We start from the raw sequence: 17,241 nt of genomic DNA on the forward strand, positions 1-17,241 counted from the left end.
TAAAAATGCATACATAAAGATAATTAGTTTACCTCAATTATTTCTGTTCTTTCGGACACTCCATTCTCATTGAAGGCCTCGATGGTGAAATAATACTTTTGGTCGACTGTGAGGCTTTTCATCAACAACTCATCGTCTTCATAGATCAACCAAGAATTATAAAGCTTGTCCGGTGCTATACCCCAAAGGATATTGTAACCTTGCGCGCCATCTTTTTTGTCCCAAGTGATCATCGCGTCCCTACGGTCGTCTTGTCTCTCCACCTGAAACGACTCAACTCTTGATGGGGCTTGCCCCTCTCCAAGTCCAAATACCCTCAAGCCGGATATGGCCAGGTGGGGGGTAGGGACGTGAATGTTTTTGTAACGAATATACCTCACCTTTTCAGGCTCGGCCAACTCCACATAATCGTTTGGGACATCCCTAAAGCTATTTTTACGATCTACCAGGGTTTTCCAAGAATTGGCATCCTCTGATCCCTCTATTTCATATCGGTGGAATAGTCCTGGGATTCTGCCATACATATCAGACTCATGGTCATGAAAGTTGACCTGAATGGCGTGGACGGTTGAAGGGCTTTTCAGGTCTATCTCCACCCATTGCTGATCGTCGGCATTTTCTGCCAACCAAAAAGTCTTTACTTCCTCATCCACAAGTTTGCCGGCATAGTGGTCATCCACTTGGCTGGAGGATTTCGTGGGCTTTTTGTAAGAAAGCAACATCCAGCCTGCAAATTCCCCTTTTTTGCCCGGTGTGGCTGGTGCAAAATGGGGGTAATCCCCGAAGTAATTATCCATGTACATCAAGCCGTCTTCGTCAAAAAACGTCGGAGACATGCTAACCCTACGTTCCCAGCCCACAGTCACGGCCACAGCCATGCTGGCAAAATGCCAATATGCCCCGCCTGGACCCACTACCGTACTGCCGTGACCGGCCCCGTTCATAAATCCACCAGGTTTATAGGAAACCGGATTGTTTGGGGCGTACTCATAGGGGCCTAATGGGGAGTCAGCCACATAAACACCATCTCCATACACATTAAATTCAGTGCCTGGAGCGGCATATTGCATGTAGTATTTGCCATCATGCTTGGTCAGCCACGGCCCCTCGATATAGCCGCCAAGCTCCGTGTCAGAATGGTTTTCCCCAAATCTTTCCCAGCCGTGCTTTTCCTCATTTAGGTTAAATAATTCGTATGTCTCTTCTGAAGGGCGAAAGCGGAGATTCTTGTCAAGCGTTTTTGCGCGAATGGGATATTTATTGGAGGACCCCCAAAACACATAGGCTTGGTCGTCATCGTCAATAAAGATGTGGGGATCTTGCAGACTATTTATAATGCCAGGAACAGCCTTCCAATCACCTTTTTTAGGGTTGTCTGTATACAGTACACTCATATGTCCAGAGGGATTGCCTGCCACATATAAAACGGAGTCCTTATAATTATGGGCCGTAGGGGCGTTGGAGCCTTCAAAATACCATTTCTCAGGTTCAATAAAAGTCCAATTCTGCAAGTCGGTAGAGTGCCAATATCCCATCGAGCGGGTCACAAACATGTAATATTCCCCTCTAAATTCCACCACGGCCGGATCCGCACCTGACCGATAGGACATGTCCTTGTGGGAATTGTATATCATATAAGTGTAATCAAGGTTTACCGGATTACAGTAAGTGCTCATGTGGGTAGTCTGGGCCTTAGTAACCGCAAAGCTTAGCAGTACAAGGACTAGACTACAAATGCCTTTTAAATTGAAAGTAGGTGATAGGTGAATCATGGTAATTGTATTTTAATTGCTAAATAAAGGGTCACCGGTGGTCCTCGGGTACCTCATACTTATCCTGAAGAGCCCTGAGCTCGTGGGTCATTCGATCGGTAATTTCCTCTGTACCTTCTAAGCCATAAATGTTATTCATTTCGGTAGGGTCTTTTTCCAGGTCAAACAATTCCCATTTATCCTCCTCATAGAAATAAATAAGTTTATGTCGTTCATCGCGAACACCGTAATGCTTTCTCACGCTATGAAAGCCGGGGAACTCATAATAATGATAGTAGAGCGACTGGCGCCAATCCTCAGGAGTGGAGTTTTCAAGTAGCGGCCTGAAGGATTCCCCCTGCATGTCATCGGGAATCTGCAAGCCTACATAATCAAGGAATGTAGGGGCAAAATCTATATTCTGCGTCAAATTGCTGACTTGTAGGCCTTCTCCAATGTAACCGGGATAGCGGATCATCAGAGGCATCAACATTGACTCTTCGTACATGAAGCGCTTGTCAAACCAACCATGCTCGCCCAAATAGAAACCCTGATCAGAAGTGTACACCACCAAGGTATTTTCCGAGAGTCCATTTTCATCCAAATAATCCAATATCTCACCCACGCTTTCATCCACAGACTTGATCACGGCAAGATAATCCTGCATGTACCGTTGGAATTTCCATTTGGCAATTGCAACTGAATCGGCTGGGTCCAGCTCAAAATAGCTTTCGTTCTTTTTGTGGTAGGCCTTCCAGAAGGTTTCTTTTTCCTCATCCGTCATCCTGCCCATAAAAACATGTGGCCAAGGGTCATAGCGGAGACTATCCACCCCTTTTTCAGTGCTCAGCTTTAAGTTATGCCCCTCGAACATGTCCCTATAAATGTTCATTTCCTGCTGAGAAGCGGCATACCTTCCCTCGTAATCATCAAAATAATTGTCTGGCATGGGAAATTCAGTGTCATCATATAAGTGATAATGCCTTTCTGCAGGCACCCAATTTCGGTGGGGCGCCTTGTGGTGCATCATGAGGTAAAATGGCTTTTCTGGATCCCGCTTATCAAGCCAATCCTTGGTCATGTCTGTAATCAAGTCGGTCACATAACCGAATTTTTGGGTAGTGTCTTGTATAGTGATAAAATCGGGATTGTTGTATTCCCCTTGGTCATGCAATATTTCCCAATGGTCAAAACCGGTAGGCTCTGATACCAGGTGCCACTTGCCAATTATGGCCGTCTGGTACCCGTTCTTTCCCAAAATTTTGGGCAAAGTTTGCTGGGTGCCATCAAAGCCAATGTTGGTATTTCTCATAAAACCATTTTTATGGCTATGCTTTCCGGTCAAAACGGTGGCTCGGCTGGGTCCACAGATAGAATTCCCGCAAAAGTTGGAAGTAAACAGTGCTCCCGAGGAGGCAATACGGTCGATGTTAGGAGTGGGGGCAAGTTGGGAAAGTGGGTGCCCATAAGCACTGATCGCCTGCAGGGCATGGTCATCGGTCATGATGAAGAGGATGTTGGGTTTAGATTCCACCACTTTTTCATCCATGCTACAGGATGAAAAGCCCAGTGCAAACCAAAGCATCAGCAATATGAAGGAATAGCCTCGAGTCATTTCAGTATTCATTTGTCTTTAATAATTAAACTGGAGCTTGTTCAGCCCATTTCGGACTTCATTATTCTGCATGAAAAGGTCCCATAGCAAACCCGTCCTATGATTCTCAATCATCAGCAATATCGGCCCCTGGTCAATAGCCAAATAAGAATCCGCATACCACTCTTCTGTAGGGTTAAAGGCATCATGAAACCCATATTCTCCCCAAAGCCTGTCACCCAGGGTATAGTAGAAGAATTTAAGAGCTTCCATGGATTCCTCTGGTGTATAGGGGAATGAGGATAACGCGGCAGTTGGGGTGATTACCCCAAGGTCATTTCGGGGGGAATGTGCCGAATATCCCAAATGGTTATCACTGGCAGTCAGACCCCAGCTGTTTTCTCCATATCCCACAAATCCTGAAGGATTGTCAATGCAATAAGCTCTATTAATCAAGGTGTGGTTGACACTTTGTTCCCAATAGTTGGCGTATTGGTCCTGAAGATTTCGTGGGTCAAGACCTAGAAAGCTGTAATGGGAAAAGAACATGGGGCCACCATAATCTTCACCAAGCGGAAGAGGGATATCATAGAATGCCCCACCGTTCACCATGTTTCCGCTTCTGGCCCAGCCGTTGTCATACACACTTTTTTCTATGCTGTGGGTAGGGGAGGCAGCAGCAAGCACATAGGTGATCAGGCATTCGTTATAACCTTGAATCGGCAGGTTCATCGCCCATTGTTGATCGGGCGAGTAGTGCCAAAACAGGACGTCCTGACCACCTCGGGTGTACCAGTCCCATTCGACTTCCCGCCAGAGTTGGGTGATTTTTTCACTTATTGCCCGCTCTCTCGGCTGACTTTCATCTAAATAGGCCTGCACGGTAAGGAGGCCTTGGATCATAAATGCCGTTTCAACCAAATCTCCGCCGTTATCAGAGGTGCTGAAAGGAATGACCGATCCATCATTTCCATTAAGCCAATGGGGCCAAACGCCGTAAAATCTGTCGGCGGCATCAAGAAAATCTACAATTTTCTCCCAGCGCTCCACCGCTTCATTTCTGGTGATAAAGTTTCTTTCTACGCCAACTATTATAGCCATCACGCCAAAACCTGAACCTCCGATTGTCACCAGGTTGCCGGAAGTGTTTCGCTCACGGGCTAACCCGCTGTTTTCATGGGCAAAATCCCAGAAATAGCGGAAGGTGTGTTCCTGCACTTTGGTCAATAATTCCTCATCCGGAATAAGCGGAAACTTGGGCGTTTCATCCACTTGGGTGAAAAACGTTCTGGATGTGCCAGCAAAGCTTTCGCCCTCCGCGCCTTGTAGGGCTTCACTTACTGAAATTTCATACCTAGCAAGGTATTCCAAACTTCCAGTGGAAGTAATGATTACTTTGGTGTCATTTTCCTCGAAGGCAAAGTTCAAGTCAGGTCCAGAACTTGATGAAAGCCGAACTGCTTGCTGGATGGATTCACGGTTGATAGGGTGGGAAAAATTCAATGTGAATTGAGGTTCCAAGGGTACGTTTACAATCCTACCAGACCGCAATTCTTCAGAATTTTCAATGGTGAAACTTTGTAAAGTAAGGTCGCCAATTTGAGTTTTGAAACTCACATTCGTGGCAGAAAAAGCATTTCCTCCTGCCCCTTTGAGCTGATCGGTAATTTGGATACGGTAAACGGTGTTATTTCTTAAAGCCCCTGAGGCATAAATGATAACAGTCCTGTTTTGATTTACAAGATTGGTGTTGATGTTAATAGGGTCTTCAGTACCAACTAAGGCAATGCCTGCTGAAATGGAAGCTGGATCCAAGGGTTGGGAAAAATCCAGGGTGATCGGGCGATCTAGTGGTAAGTTTTCGGAAATCGGTTCTGACAGACTGATTTCGTCATCCCCTACGCTTGCATTCAAAAGTTGCAATGCTGCAATGTCAGGTTCGATCTGATTGCAGGCAATGATTAATAAAAGTAGGAAATAAGGTAGGTAGGTTTTCATCTTCAAAAGGGAAAAGTAAGGGCCTGCTTTTCGGCAAGCCCTTATCATTTTCAATTATTAGGAAATCTATTAAGGCATCTCAGCCGCCATGATGGCTTGGATTTCTGCCTGGTTCAGGTATCTGCTGAACAATCTCAGTTCGTCAAACAAACTGGCATCACCCAAGTGACCCCACTCGGTAAATCGCGGCGCACCCGATCCCACCGTCATGATATCACTGCCTGTCCAATCTATACCTGGGAAGTCGCCTTGGCTGACTACCTCGCCATTGATGTAAACAGCCGCTTGGGATTGGGAGATAGTAATGGCCACGTGAACCCATTCGTTGGCGCTTGGATCCACATCAGCAGCCTCACCGCCGTCAAACCAGTTGTCAGCTTCACCGTTACCTACGTTCAGTTTGATTCTCTGCATTGGTCCAGCAGCCTCTCTGAATAGCCTGAATCCACCGGTTCTGTTATTCTGATTGTCAGGATTGTCTTCATCCGGAGGAGCGATGGTCAATAATCCCGCTCTATCTGGGTCACCGTTTACATGGTACCAGAAGACTGCGGAGAATTCATCCTGCAGCAATCCATCAGTGGGATATACCAGGTGGGCGTTTGCAGCACCTCTATAGGCCCTGTTCATGATGCCATCCCCAAATCCAGGGTTGCCGGTTACTTCAGGGGTTTGGGTAGATACCAAGTCCATAAAATCCCCGTCAAAAGGAGCATAGAAAGTCTCACCGTCGTAAACTGGAGTATATGGCTCGATTTTCTCGAAATTGACCGTCTCAGTTGTAGTTTTTCCCGAAAGGTCAGTCGCTGTAATGGTCAGCTCATGAGCGCCATTGCCCAATTCCTCATAGCGGTGTGTTTTGATCACCCTTCTGAAATCCAAAAAATCAGAATACGTGGCAATCTCACTGCCGTTGAGCTCCAATCGAATCGTTTCAACCTCAATGTCATCTGTTACTTCAAATGAAATATCCAGAGGGGTCACATCCTCCGTAACCCGGATTTGAGTGCCTTCAGTGGGGAAATTGATAACTACTTCTGGTGGCTCGGTGTCCACGCCCGGTGACACGGGCACTATATCATCGATATAGCTTTCGTCGCAGCCTGCCAGTAGCCAAACCAGGGCAAGTGTCCAAATTTTATACTTTTTCATAACCAAATATTTTAAATATTATTAATTAGTCCCGATTTGAGGCAAAATGGTAGTCTGCTCCAATGGATAGGGAAGGAATCTATGATTGGCAATATTGAAGTTTCTGCCCCCAAAACTGAGTTCGTTTTCAATGCCATATCGCATCAAATCATAAAACCTGATGCCTAGCTCCATACCGAATTCAGCGTATTTCTCATTGAGCACATCCTCAAGTGCCACACCGGCCAAGGGCTCCAAACCTGCGCGTGCCCTCACTGTATTGACAGCTTCATCTGCTGACAATGGACCAGCAGCGCCACCGTTCACCACTGCTTCGGCATGCATAAGCAGAATTTCTGCATAACGGATCACGGTAAAGTTATTATTGGTACCATAGCCAAACCGGCCCTCAGTCAGCTGGGTGGAAGGCAAATAGTGCTTTCCGCTCAGGAAATTGTACCTAGGGTGGTTGTTAAACTGATCCCCATCTGGCGTGATATTGGAAACCCAGTCGGGAAGGTTTTCGTAACCTGGCTCAGACTGAACCTCTGCGATGCCGTCAGGAGTAAACAATACCGTGGTTACCAACCTGGTCTGCTCACCGCGGTCAAGCATGAATCGCACATACTTGGCTGTAGGGGCGTAGAATCCCCAGCCGTTGGAGGCACCCGCTACCGCAGGGGTCCATGAGGCAGGACCATAAGTTTCAAATGGGTACTGCGTCAAGGTACCTGTGCTGGTTCCGAAATCTGAGTATTGGAATTCCAGAACATTTTCACGATTGAGTTTGCCAGGAACTTTGAAGAGCTGGTAGTAATCAGCTTCCAGTGCATAATTTCCGCTGCTAATAATCTCCCCGGTAGCTTCTGTTACTGCCGCCCAGTTATTCAGTTCTAGATTGGCCATAGCTTTCACCGCCAAGGCAGCCCCACGGGTGATTCCGCCCCTTACATCGGAGCGCTCACTTGGGTGAACATTTGGAAGGGCAGGCAATGCCTCATCCATCAAAGCGGATACGTACTGCATTACTTCCTCAAAGGTGGACACTTCCACGTTGTAAAGCTCTGCTGGTTGGGAAGATGTAGGAATAAGGATGCTTCCCCACAACTTGGCCAACTGGATCAGTTCAAGTCCCTGCATTACCTTGATTTCAGCTATATACTGTTCTGCATTTGCAGCATTGGCTCCGGCTTCCTGATAAAGTCTGATCTCTTCCATAGCTCCATGCCAATAGATTAGATCCGAGTAAAGATTCAGCCAAACAGAATTGTACATCCAGAAATTTCTGTCATATCTGAATAGGTCCGTTTCGGTCAAAGGGACTTGGTCACCTGCTGCAGTGACATCATCTCCTCTGACTCCAATGAGCGTGTGGGTTTCCCATTGGGATCTATATAATTCACCATATGCCCCATAGAGCATTTGGATCATGTTACTGGATTGGGAGTAATCCGTTTCATCAGCAATGATGGCATTTTCCAATGGCTCATCTAGTAGTCCGGTACACGAGGTAGGTATTGCCGTTACCGTAAATACCGCTAAGACCACCGCGCCTATATTTTTATAAATTGATTTTTTCATGACTTTCTTCGCTTTTAATTAAAAGGTAACATTCAGACCCACTGTGTAAATAGCCGGGATAGGATAAACCTGTCTGTCTATACCATCTGCTACTTCAGGGTTAAAACCATTATAATTGAAAACCGTCAATGGTCTTTCTGCAGTAAAAGTCACACGCGTTCTAGGCATGTTGGCCCCAAAGATGGTTCTGTCGGTGATGTTGTAGGCCAGTTGCACGTTCTGGATTCTGAAGAAAGAACCGTCTTCAATGAAATAACTGCTCATATTTTGGTTCCAGCCTCTTCTCAAACCGGATGCTGATGGATACCTGTCTGAAGTGCCTTCACCTCTCCACAGGTTGTTGATCAGCTCCGCATCAAGGTTGGTATCATTGGTAAAGATCAACTCACCACGCTTACGGTTGAGTATGCTGTGTCCCATTTGACTTTGAAGTAAAGAGGAGAACTCAAAATTGCCATATCTGAATCCGGCATTGATACCCCATGTCAGGGTAGGCAGGAATGAACCCAACACCATTCTGTCTTCATCATTGATAACGCCGTCCCCGTTCACATCCCTAAAGATCAGGTCGCCCGGTTGCAGGTTGATGTCGTTAATGAAATCTTGTGTATACCCACTGTTGTTGATTTGCTCCTGGTTTTGGAACACACCATCTACCTGATAGCCATAGAAAGCCAAATAGGGAGAGCCTACAATGGATCGCTGTCTAAATTCTGCAGATCCCGCATCTAGAAACTCTGGGCCACCAAGGTCTCTCACCGTATTTTTAAGAGTAGATAAGTTACCGCCTATCCAATAGGAGAAATTGTCAGTAATTCTATCTTCCCAGTTTAGGGCAAGTTCCAAACCTTGGTTTCTGATTTCACCCACACTTCTTCTTTCAGTAGCCCTGAAAACAGGTGGGATGATGGAAACGGCCAGGTTTCTGGTGTCCCTGATGTAATAATCAGCTTCCAGTGAAAGTCTCTCTCTAAAGAATCTGGCACTGATACCGAAGTTTTGCTCAACAGTTGTTTCCCATCTGTCGATGAGGTCAAACGTTGGATTTAGTCTTCGGCCGATGATTAATACATCATCAATGGCCAAGTTATTTTCCTGAATGGTAGGACGACCAACTGCTGGGTTGATGGCATCATTACCCAACTGTCCCCAAGAAGCTCTGAATTTCAAGAAATCAATTCCGGAAACATTGAAGAAGTTTTCCTCAGACAAAACCCAACCTGCGCCGATGGTTGCAAAATTACCCCACTTGCGTTGGAATTTGTTGTTGCCATCTCTACGGATGGTACCATACAATAGGTATCGGTCATCATAGTTGTAGCTGACTCTTGCAAAATAGGATTGAAAAAACAGCCTTTCTCCATTGTCCCCCAAATCCTCATCCCCTATAACAAAATTGCTTGCATTAGCCAAATACCAGAAATGCTGGTTATTGAAGTTAGGGTTTGGATTCAAGCCTTCGCCTCTTGCAAAAAGACTTTCGAAAGTCTCACTTCTGAAGGATTGTCCCAACACAGCGGTAAACCTATGCTGCCCGAAATTCTCGTTATAGGTCAAGAAATTATCAAGAATCTGATCAAATCTGGTGAAGTGGTTACGAGAAAGGCCTGACTGAAATTCTGTAACTCCATCGTTTCTGGCAAAATTTACCACTCTGGTATTGATCTGCTCAATATTATAGTTATAAGCCGAACGGAAAGAGAGTTTTTCCGGAATCAACTGGATGTCACCATAAAAATTACCGGTGATTGTTCCAATGTTATTTCTGCTATCTCCAAAAAGGATACTATTGTAGGGGTTTTGAGGAGAACGGTAACCCAATTGCTGCGCGTTTGCCAATGGACGTGGCACAGGGGAGGCCGCAGTATTCAAATCATCGTAGACAGGTAAAATGGGAACTGCATTGTAAGCTGTGAACCAAGCTCCGTCATCTGCATTGTGGCGGCGTGCGGTACTTACATTCAAATTGGCACCCACAGTAAGCCAATCCTTTACATCTGTGTCAAATTTGGCTCTGAAGTTCAATCTGGTGTAATCATTCCTTCTGTCGTTCATCAGACCGTTTTGCTCAAAGTAGCTACCACCTATTGAGTATCGGGTTTTGTCAGTTCCCCCGTTGAATGTCAAGGAATGGTTTTGAATGCTGGCCGGGCTCATGATTTCTGAATACCAATCCGTGTTCACATTTGGCAAGCTGGGATCAATTCTGCTTCTTCCAAAACGCTGGATGGCATTGTTCAAAAAGCTGATATCCGCTGCACTTCCCGTTTCCTGCACATAGCCTGCATATTGCTGGGCATTGGCCATTTGCAGAACATTTTGCGGGTTTTGAATACCTACATAACCATCGTAAACGATTTCCGGATCACGACCGTAATTGCCTGATTTGGTTTCAATTAGTATCACCCCGTTTGCAGCCCTAACACCATAAATGGCCGCCGCAGAAGCATCCTTCAATACCGACATGGTTTCGATATCATTGGGGTTCAAAAAGTCGATGTTGTCCATAAACATACCATCCACCACATATAATGGGGCTGCACCGCCTTCAAAGGAACCAACACCTCTCACCCTTACGGTAGGGGATTGGCCAGGTGCACCGCTACTGACAATCTGCACACCGGAAACCCGGCCCTGAAGAGACTGCATGGCGTTGGTGGAGGGGGTTTTGACGATATCTTCGGCTTTAACCCTTGCTATAGCGGATGTTCTGTCCTGCTCTCTCTGGGTGCCGTACCCGATCACGACCACCTCATCCAGGGCCGTTTCATCTTCTTCCATGTTCACGTCGATGACATTAGAAGTGCCGACTACCCTGCGTTGAGGTTCAAATCCGATAAAGGAAAAAACCAATACCTGACCTTCTTCCGCTTCGATGCTGTAATTACCATCGATATCCGTTACCGTACCACGGGTGGTGCCTTCCACCGTGATAGTTACCCCGGGGAGGGGCTCTCCAAGATTGTCCACCACGGTCCCCGTAATGGTTATGGGGTCTTGGGCTTCAATGCCGACGCCCATGGCATCTTTTTCATAATCCATACTCCCAAGCTTGGCTGAGTTTGCCCCAAAAGCCACATTCATGGCTATCAATTGAAGGGCAAAACCGCATGAAGAGTACTTCAACCACATTAATAGATTTTGTTTCATAGTATTTTATTTACTAATAGTTGATTGATATAAAAATTCGGGTACTTCTTCCCACGATTCTGACTACGACCCGAAAGTGCGGTATTTGGGAAAGGTTTAGGAACTGTTTAATTTGCTAATCATTTTCTTTTGGGTTTTGCTGTTTGGTTTTATAATAACATCTTTCGATTCACTTTAATCCTGATTTTCACAGGTTAATTGCCAGTTGATGAGGCTTTATATTTATCTTCAAATTCAAACCCCAGCTTCTTCAATCCTTCCTGAATTTCAGGTGCTGCCATGAACAGGTTCCAACCTAATCCCGATCGGTGGTTTTCAATCATGGCCACAATGGGGCCCTGGTCGATGGCCAAATATCTCTGCGGGTACCAGTTTTCCTCAGGGCTGAAGGCATCGTAAAAGCCATATCGCCCAAATACCTTTTCACCATAGTTGTAGTACATGTTTTTGATCACCTCCATGGATTCTTCCGGAGTGTAAGGGTAGCTTGAAAGGGCCGCGGTTGGGGTGATCACGCCTAGGTCACTACCTGGTTTGTGGGCTGAATAGCCATTCACGGAATAGCTGGCGGTAAGTCCCCATAGGTCTTCTCCATAGCCTTTGAAACCTTCAGGGTTTTCTACACACCATGCGCGGTTGATTAAGGTATGGTTTCTATTGTGCTTCCAGTAATCAGCATATTTGTCCTTCAGGCCTTTTGGATTCAATCCTATATATGAATAGTGAGCCCAAAACAAGGGTCCGCCCATTTCCTCGGCACCGTTATGCTTCAATTCCAGTTTGTAGCCAAATGGCTCCTGCTGCGTTTTGATGCCTCCATCCCTTGCCCAGCCCTTATGGTAAGCATCAGCTGAAACTGAATGGGTAGGGGAGGATGCCGCCAATACGTAGGTGATCAAGGTTTCATCATATCCAAGAAGCGGGAAATTCATGTCCCAGCCATAATTTGGCGACCAATGCCAGAATAACACATCCTGTCCTCCTTGCGTATGCCAGTCCCACTCCATTTCTTCCCAAAGCTGGTCGATCTTGGAAGCCAACTGCTTGTCCTGAATCTGGCCTTCATTTTTGTAATATTCTCTTACTGCCAAAAGCCCCTGCATCAAAAAGGCTGATTCAACCAAATCTCCGCCATCATCTTTTTGCCCAAAGGGTTTCACCTCCCCGGTTTCTCCATTCAGCCAATGTGGCCATATGCCGTGAAACCTGTCCGCTTTGGCCAAGAAATCCACAATTCTTTCAAACCTTTCTCGGCCCTGGTCCTTGGTTATCCAGCCTCTTTCGATCCCTGCCAAAAGAGCGAAAAGCCCGAACCCAGATCCTCCCGTGGTGATAATGTGGGCATCATCCTGGGGATATTCCCCATCTATGTGGATACGCTCCCTTGCCAAACCGGAGTTAGGCTCGGCACCTTCCCAGAAGTATCGGAAAGTATAATAGGACACCATTTCTAATAATTCCTCATCGGAAAAGTCCTTTGTTTTCACCTCTTTGGTGCCTATTGTCTCGGCTTGTTCTCCGGTGGTAAAGGCTTCCACCTTGTAATGAAGGGAAAGATTGTTGCCCAAGTCATTGACAAAATCCATGTAAAGGGTGTCTTCGATTGTGGCTCTTTCGGAAAAACTTTCACCGTCAGAGCTTACCAGGATTCTGTACTGCACAGCATGGGGATGCTTTGGCCATTGCAATTCCACGTGCCTATCATATCCAGTGGCGAGCACGGGACTTTTATCATTGTTTTCCTCGCAGGTGAAGGCCATGCAGGGGATTAATAGAAATAAGAGTAGGTTAAGGGAATTGGGGTACTTCATAGGTTACTGTTGTTTTGATTTGGAAAATAACCAGGGCATGAGCTCTGGTATTTCAAAGGTGGGATCCCAAGCATTGTGGTTGGCATCCGCAAATTCTGTGTAGGTGACATCGGCATCCAGTTCCTGGAGCTTTTTATATATTCTCTGGCTCAGGATTACCGGCACCACATCGTCTTGGGCACCATGGGTAATCCATATACTGGTATTGCCCGCATAGTTTTCAGCAAGTTCCAGATTTCCGCCTCCGCAGATAGCGATGGCTGCTGCATATTTTTCAGGATATCTTCCTAGGGTTTCAAATGTGCCGAATCCTCCCATGGACAAGCCCATGATATAGACCCTGTCACTGTCAATATTTTCCTTTTTCATAAGCTCATCCACCAGTTCATTCACCAAGCTGAGCTGCTCGGAGGGTTTTGAGATGGATTGGTCAAAATCCGGGTCCCCTTGGCCAAAAAGTTCATCACGGATGCTGATATCAATCCAGTATTTATCATCTGGGCATTGAGGGAAAACTACTATGGCAGGATGGTTTTTTCGGTTGTCCTCATTCAGAAACAAATCAGCGCCATGGGTAAGCTGCTTTTCATTATCATTCCCTCTTTCTCCAGCCCCATGTAAAAATACAACCAGAGGATATGCCTGAGACCCATCATAGCCTTCGGGGAGAAGAATGCGGTATCTCAGGCTGTCATTTGCTTGGTTGGTATAGACTTTTCTTTCAAACATTTCCTTAGACTGACCTTGAATTTGAAAAACTACCAGCAGGTAAAGCGCTAGCATGCTGACCATTTTTGTTGCCTTTCTATTCATATATGTAAAAATTAAAGGTTCAGCTAATTGCCGGAGGCCACTGCAGCTCATCACTACAGGGCCAACATGGGGCAATTAGTCAGGTTAGGTTTGATAGGTAATATCTTGTAATCTGAATATATTGTTTGGTTTCCTCGATTCTGATTTCAATCGTTTGCGTAGAATATTAATCCAGTTCAAAATTTAGGCGAAACACAAGAGAAGACATGAAAAAATCTGATTTAACTCAATAAAATGACTAGTTTTTGGGGATAAAATGACCTCCATTTTTCACTGTTTAATATCAGTGAAGAATCGCTATAATGAATATTTAAGAAGGGTTTTTAAAATATTTTCCTATTTGAGTACTAAGCTCGGGGAGGGTCCTGAAATAATTTAAAAAAATCAGTTTTTGGCAATTTGGGGCTGTCCATTTTTAGCCACGTCTTGGTCAATGATAATGTCTTTCCAGTCCGCTTTTTCCGATGAACTGGCCGCTATCATTAATTTTACTTTTTTGCGGAAATTCCAAATAGTATTCTTTCTGACAACTAAAAGGTCAGAGAGCTGCTCTAGGGTCCAGTTCTGTCCCGAAATAATGGTGTATGCTATGAAGAAGGCCTTTTCCAAAGGAAACCTTACCCCATGAAAAGCGGTGCCAGCCGTGACGCTTTCAATATAGCCGCATTTGCTACACCTGCGGGTGAAAATTTTGGGGCCGTTAGAGCACTTATGGTTGCCGCAACTCTTACAGCTGAAGCTTTTGCCCCATTTCAATTCTTCCAGATAACGAAAGCATGCAGAGCTGTCTGGGAAAATATTGGAGAACTCCTCATATGTTAGCGTGTCATTGTCCAAGCGAGCCTGAAATGACTGTTTGATGCTGCTTTTAAGTTTCCAATTATCCCTGTCCAGAAGTGAATTTATGCGCTTGATCTCCTCATCTTTTTCTATAAGCTGGGAGTTGAATGACTCCAGCAATAGGTTTTTGGATTCAAGTTCCTTGGTGCGCTCCTGTACTTTCTGTTCTAGTTCTCGGTTTACCTTTTCTTTGAGGGCATAATTGGACTTCATCTGCTCCAAAGACCTTCTAAGGGCCAAGTCCTTGTTCTTCTTCAAAATCCGGATGCGATCCCCGAGGGCAAAGGTTAGAAGCAACATTTCTCCCAAAAACGCCAAGTGCAAGCTGTAATACACCAGCGTATAATGTTGAATCACGGCTGCATTGGAAAGGACCTTAATAGCCATTCCGATAAATAATATACCGTAAGCCACCACAAAAAACCTGGCGACTTTGTAGCCTTTAGACCAGATATAAATACTGCTGAAAAATATCAGAAAAAAAGGAATCACATCGTAATACCGGATCTCAAACCATTTCGGGTCCCAAAACAGTCCCATCATGAATAAAACCGTTTTCAGGCCTAGCACCGTCAATAGTGCTTTATGAAGTACACTTGCCCTGGCTTTGGTGTTGAGAAATCTTATTGAAAACAGGGTGGCCCATACCACAATGGAATAGCTGAAAATCCCGTTGGCGATCTGATTCCAGGAGGGGGCATTGGGCCAGAGGTATTGGAAGGCGATACCATCCACACACATGGCATAAATCCCCACGCTGATAAGGTAAAAGGTATAATACAAGTATTTAACTTCCCTTACAGCAAAATACACCAGCATGTTATAAAGGGCGATGATAATGATCATGCCGTAAAAAAGCCCGTAAATGAAGTACTCATTTAGCGCATAATAGATGAAGCGATTTAAGGATCGAACAGCTATTCTTATATCGGCCTTTTGAGAACTTTCGATTTTGATGTAATAGTGATCGATTCCGGCAGCGGTATTATCTATGATGAGTTCAAAATTTTTGTGCACAAAATCCCGGTCATGGAAAGGCAGGCCGTCACCCATTCTTACCAATTGGTAATTGCCGTTATTATCAGGCTTGTATACCTCGATAAGGTCAATCGTCTGATCATAAAACTCCATGATCCATTTTTTAGAACTATTAGGCGTCTTCTCAATGGAGAGCTTTACCCAATAGGTGCTGGAAGTCTCATAGTTGCTTTTGGAAACCCCAGGTCTGATTTTGAACTTGTCCTGAAATCTGGATGTCTTCACATCTTCCAAGGTGAGGCTTCCTGTGGTGTCTTTGAAATAGGGAAGTTTCTCAATGGAAAATATCCGTTCCTCCAGATTGTCGTCGATTTTGAGCAAAGTATTTTCTGTGGGCTTTTGGGCATAGCCCATTAAGCACATTAAGGATAGTGCACAGATTAGGATACGTTGCATCAATCTACTCATGGGTGGCTAGGTAGGATTTTTCAAAGTTAAAAATGATAAACAGAAAACCCTATATTTGAGTAGTAATTTGAAATTGATATCCAATATGATGAAGATTATAGATCCAAAAAACGTATCAACAGGTGAGTTTCACAGTTATATGCTAGGTGCAATTGCTCCAAGGCCCATTGCTTTTGCAAGCACGGTGGACAAAGAGGGCAATGTTAACCTTAGTCCATTCAGTTTTTTCAATGTTTTTGGTTCAAATCCCCCTGTTCTGGTGTTTAGCCCTGCCAGAAGAGTGCGAGATAATACTACCAAGCACACCTTGGAGAATGTGCATGAGGTAGCCGAGGTGGTGATCAATATTGTAAATTACAAAATGGTGGAGCAGATGTCTTTGGCTTCTACTGAGTACGATAAAGGTGTTAATGAGTTTACGAAGGCTGGTTTTACCGAAGTGAAATCAGAAATGGTCAAACCCCCAAGAGTAGGGGAGGCACCTGTCGCATTTGAATGTAAGGTTCTGCAGGTCTTGCCCGTAGGCGAGGGTGGAGGCGCTGCAAATCTGGTGATCTGTGAGATCCTACTTGCCCATATAGATGAAAATATTTTGGATGCCAATGGGAAAATTGACCCCTTCAAGTTGGACCCCGTGGCCAGAATGGGGGGAGATTGGTATTGCCGGGCAAGCGGAGAGTCGCTTTTTGAGATTCCAAAACCGCTCCGCACAAAAGGTATAGGAGTGGACCAAATCCCGCAGGAGATCCGAGACAGTGTGGTCTTAACAGGAAATAACTTGGGACGCCTGGGGAATGTAGAAAAGCTCCCTAGCGATGAAGAAGTGGAGGCCTATGCACATAAGCCTGAAATTCAGGAAATCCGCACCCGCTTCCAAAACGACCAAGAAAGCTATCAATTCCACCTCCATCAACTCGCCCAAGAATACATCCTGCAAGGAGATGTGGAAGGAGCTTGGAAGGTTTTATTACAGCATTAAAAGCTCAAAAAAATGGCTACCTCAATCTTGAAGTAGCCATTTTTTTATCTCCCGTCTCAGGTGTCATGTCCTAAATTTACTTGACAATTTTTTCTCAAGCTTTTAAATTTTTCTCTGCGAAGTGGCCTTTGTGAAACTTCGTGAAAA

10 protein-coding genes are annotated in these 17,241 nt (G+C 45.2%); 1 reads left to right on the plus strand and 9 read right to left on the minus strand.

The window, feature by feature from the left end; all coding sequences use genetic code 11:
* Positions 1-23: 23 nt before the first annotated feature.
* The 9 genes from KIH41_RS14065 to KIH41_RS14105 all read right to left on the minus strand — a co-directional run bounded on the left by KIH41_RS14065 (position 24) and on the right by KIH41_RS14105 (position 16,115).
* Positions 24-1,772: a family 43 glycosylhydrolase gene (locus tag KIH41_RS14065; protein ID WP_214162779.1), complete on the minus strand. Its 1,749-nt coding sequence runs from the start codon at positions 1,770-1,772 to the stop codon at positions 24-26.
* A gap of 31 nt (positions 1,773-1,803) precedes the next feature.
* Positions 1,804-3,378: a sulfatase family protein gene (locus KIH41_RS14070; RefSeq protein WP_214162780.1), complete on the minus strand. Its 1,575-nt coding sequence runs from the start codon at positions 3,376-3,378 to the stop codon at positions 1,804-1,806.
* A 6-nt stretch (positions 3,379-3,384) separates the two neighbouring features.
* On the minus strand, positions 3,385-5,343 hold the full coding sequence (locus KIH41_RS14075; protein ID WP_214162781.1) for a glucoamylase family protein: 1,959 nt from the start codon (positions 5,341-5,343) through the stop codon (positions 3,385-3,387).
* A gap of 69 nt (positions 5,344-5,412) precedes the next feature.
* On the minus strand, positions 5,413-6,495 hold the full coding sequence (locus KIH41_RS14080) for a LamG domain-containing protein (RefSeq protein ID WP_214162782.1): 1,083 nt from the start codon (positions 6,493-6,495) through the stop codon (positions 5,413-5,415).
* A gap of 21 nt (positions 6,496-6,516) precedes the next feature.
* Complete coding sequence (locus KIH41_RS14085) at positions 6,517-8,055, minus strand: RagB/SusD family nutrient uptake outer membrane protein (RefSeq protein ID WP_214162783.1); 1,539 nt, start codon at positions 8,053-8,055, stop codon at positions 6,517-6,519.
* Between the two features lie 18 nt (positions 8,056-8,073).
* Positions 8,074-11,205, minus strand: coding sequence for a SusC/RagA family TonB-linked outer membrane protein (locus KIH41_RS14090; RefSeq protein WP_317194955.1), 3,132 nt, complete (start codon positions 11,203-11,205; stop codon positions 8,074-8,076).
* Between the two features lie 194 nt (positions 11,206-11,399).
* The gene (locus tag KIH41_RS14095; protein ID WP_246539136.1) at positions 11,400-13,016 is read right to left on the minus strand and encodes a glucoamylase family protein; all 1,617 of its coding nucleotides are present in this window, start codon (positions 13,014-13,016) and stop codon (positions 11,400-11,402) included.
* 3 nt (positions 13,017-13,019) lie between these two features.
* A complete protein-coding gene (locus tag KIH41_RS14100; RefSeq protein ID WP_246539138.1) occupies positions 13,020-13,829 on the minus strand; it encodes a carboxylesterase family protein in 810 nt (269 codons plus the stop codon).
* A gap of 384 nt (positions 13,830-14,213) precedes the next feature.
* Entirely contained in the window at positions 14,214-16,115 is a 1,902-nt protein-coding gene (locus tag KIH41_RS14105; RefSeq protein WP_214162784.1) for a 7TM diverse intracellular signaling domain-containing protein, read from the minus strand.
* 88 nt (positions 16,116-16,203) lie between these two features.
* Between KIH41_RS14105 and KIH41_RS14110 the strand changes: the two genes are divergently transcribed.
* The gene (locus KIH41_RS14110; RefSeq protein WP_214162798.1) at positions 16,204-17,094 is read left to right on the plus strand and encodes a flavin reductase family protein; all 891 of its coding nucleotides are present in this window, start codon (positions 16,204-16,206) and stop codon (positions 17,092-17,094) included.
* The last annotated feature ends 147 nt before the right edge of the window (positions 17,095-17,241 follow it).

Origin of the sequence: Litoribacter ruber (genome assembly GCF_018500185.1) — a bacterium.
GTDB classification, from domain to species: Bacteria; Bacteroidota; Bacteroidia; order Cytophagales; family Cyclobacteriaceae; genus Litoribacter; species Litoribacter ruber.

Bases quoted from the DNA above. Each gene is read 5' to 3' on its own strand.
- KIH41_RS14065 (WP_214162779.1), bottom strand. From the start codon at position 1,772: ATGATTCACCTATCACCTACTTTCAATTTAAAAGGCATTTGTAGTCTA.
- KIH41_RS14070 (WP_214162780.1), bottom strand. From the start codon at position 3,378: ATGAATACTGAAATGACTCGAGGCTATTCCTTCATATTGCTGATGCTT.
- KIH41_RS14075 (WP_214162781.1), bottom strand. From the start codon at position 5,343: ATGAAAACCTACCTACCTTATTTCCTACTTTTATTAATCATTGCCTGC.
- KIH41_RS14080 (WP_214162782.1), bottom strand. From the start codon at position 6,495: ATGAAAAAGTATAAAATTTGGACACTTGCCCTGGTTTGGCTACTGGCA.
- KIH41_RS14085 (WP_214162783.1), bottom strand. From the start codon at position 8,055: ATGAAAAAATCAATTTATAAAAATATAGGCGCGGTGGTCTTAGCGGTA.
- KIH41_RS14090 (WP_317194955.1), bottom strand. From the start codon at position 11,205: ATGAAACAAAATCTATTAATGTGGTTGAAGTACTCTTCATGCGGTTTT.
- KIH41_RS14095 (WP_246539136.1), bottom strand. From the start codon at position 13,016: ATGAAGTACCCCAATTCCCTTAACCTACTCTTATTTCTATTAATCCCC.
- KIH41_RS14100 (WP_246539138.1), bottom strand. From the start codon at position 13,829: ATGAATAGAAAGGCAACAAAAATGGTCAGCATGCTAGCGCTTTACCTG.
- KIH41_RS14105 (WP_214162784.1), bottom strand. From the start codon at position 16,115: ATGAGTAGATTGATGCAACGTATCCTAATCTGTGCACTATCCTTAATG.
- KIH41_RS14110 (WP_214162798.1), top strand. From the start codon at position 16,204: ATGAAGATTATAGATCCAAAAAACGTATCAACAGGTGAGTTTCACAGT.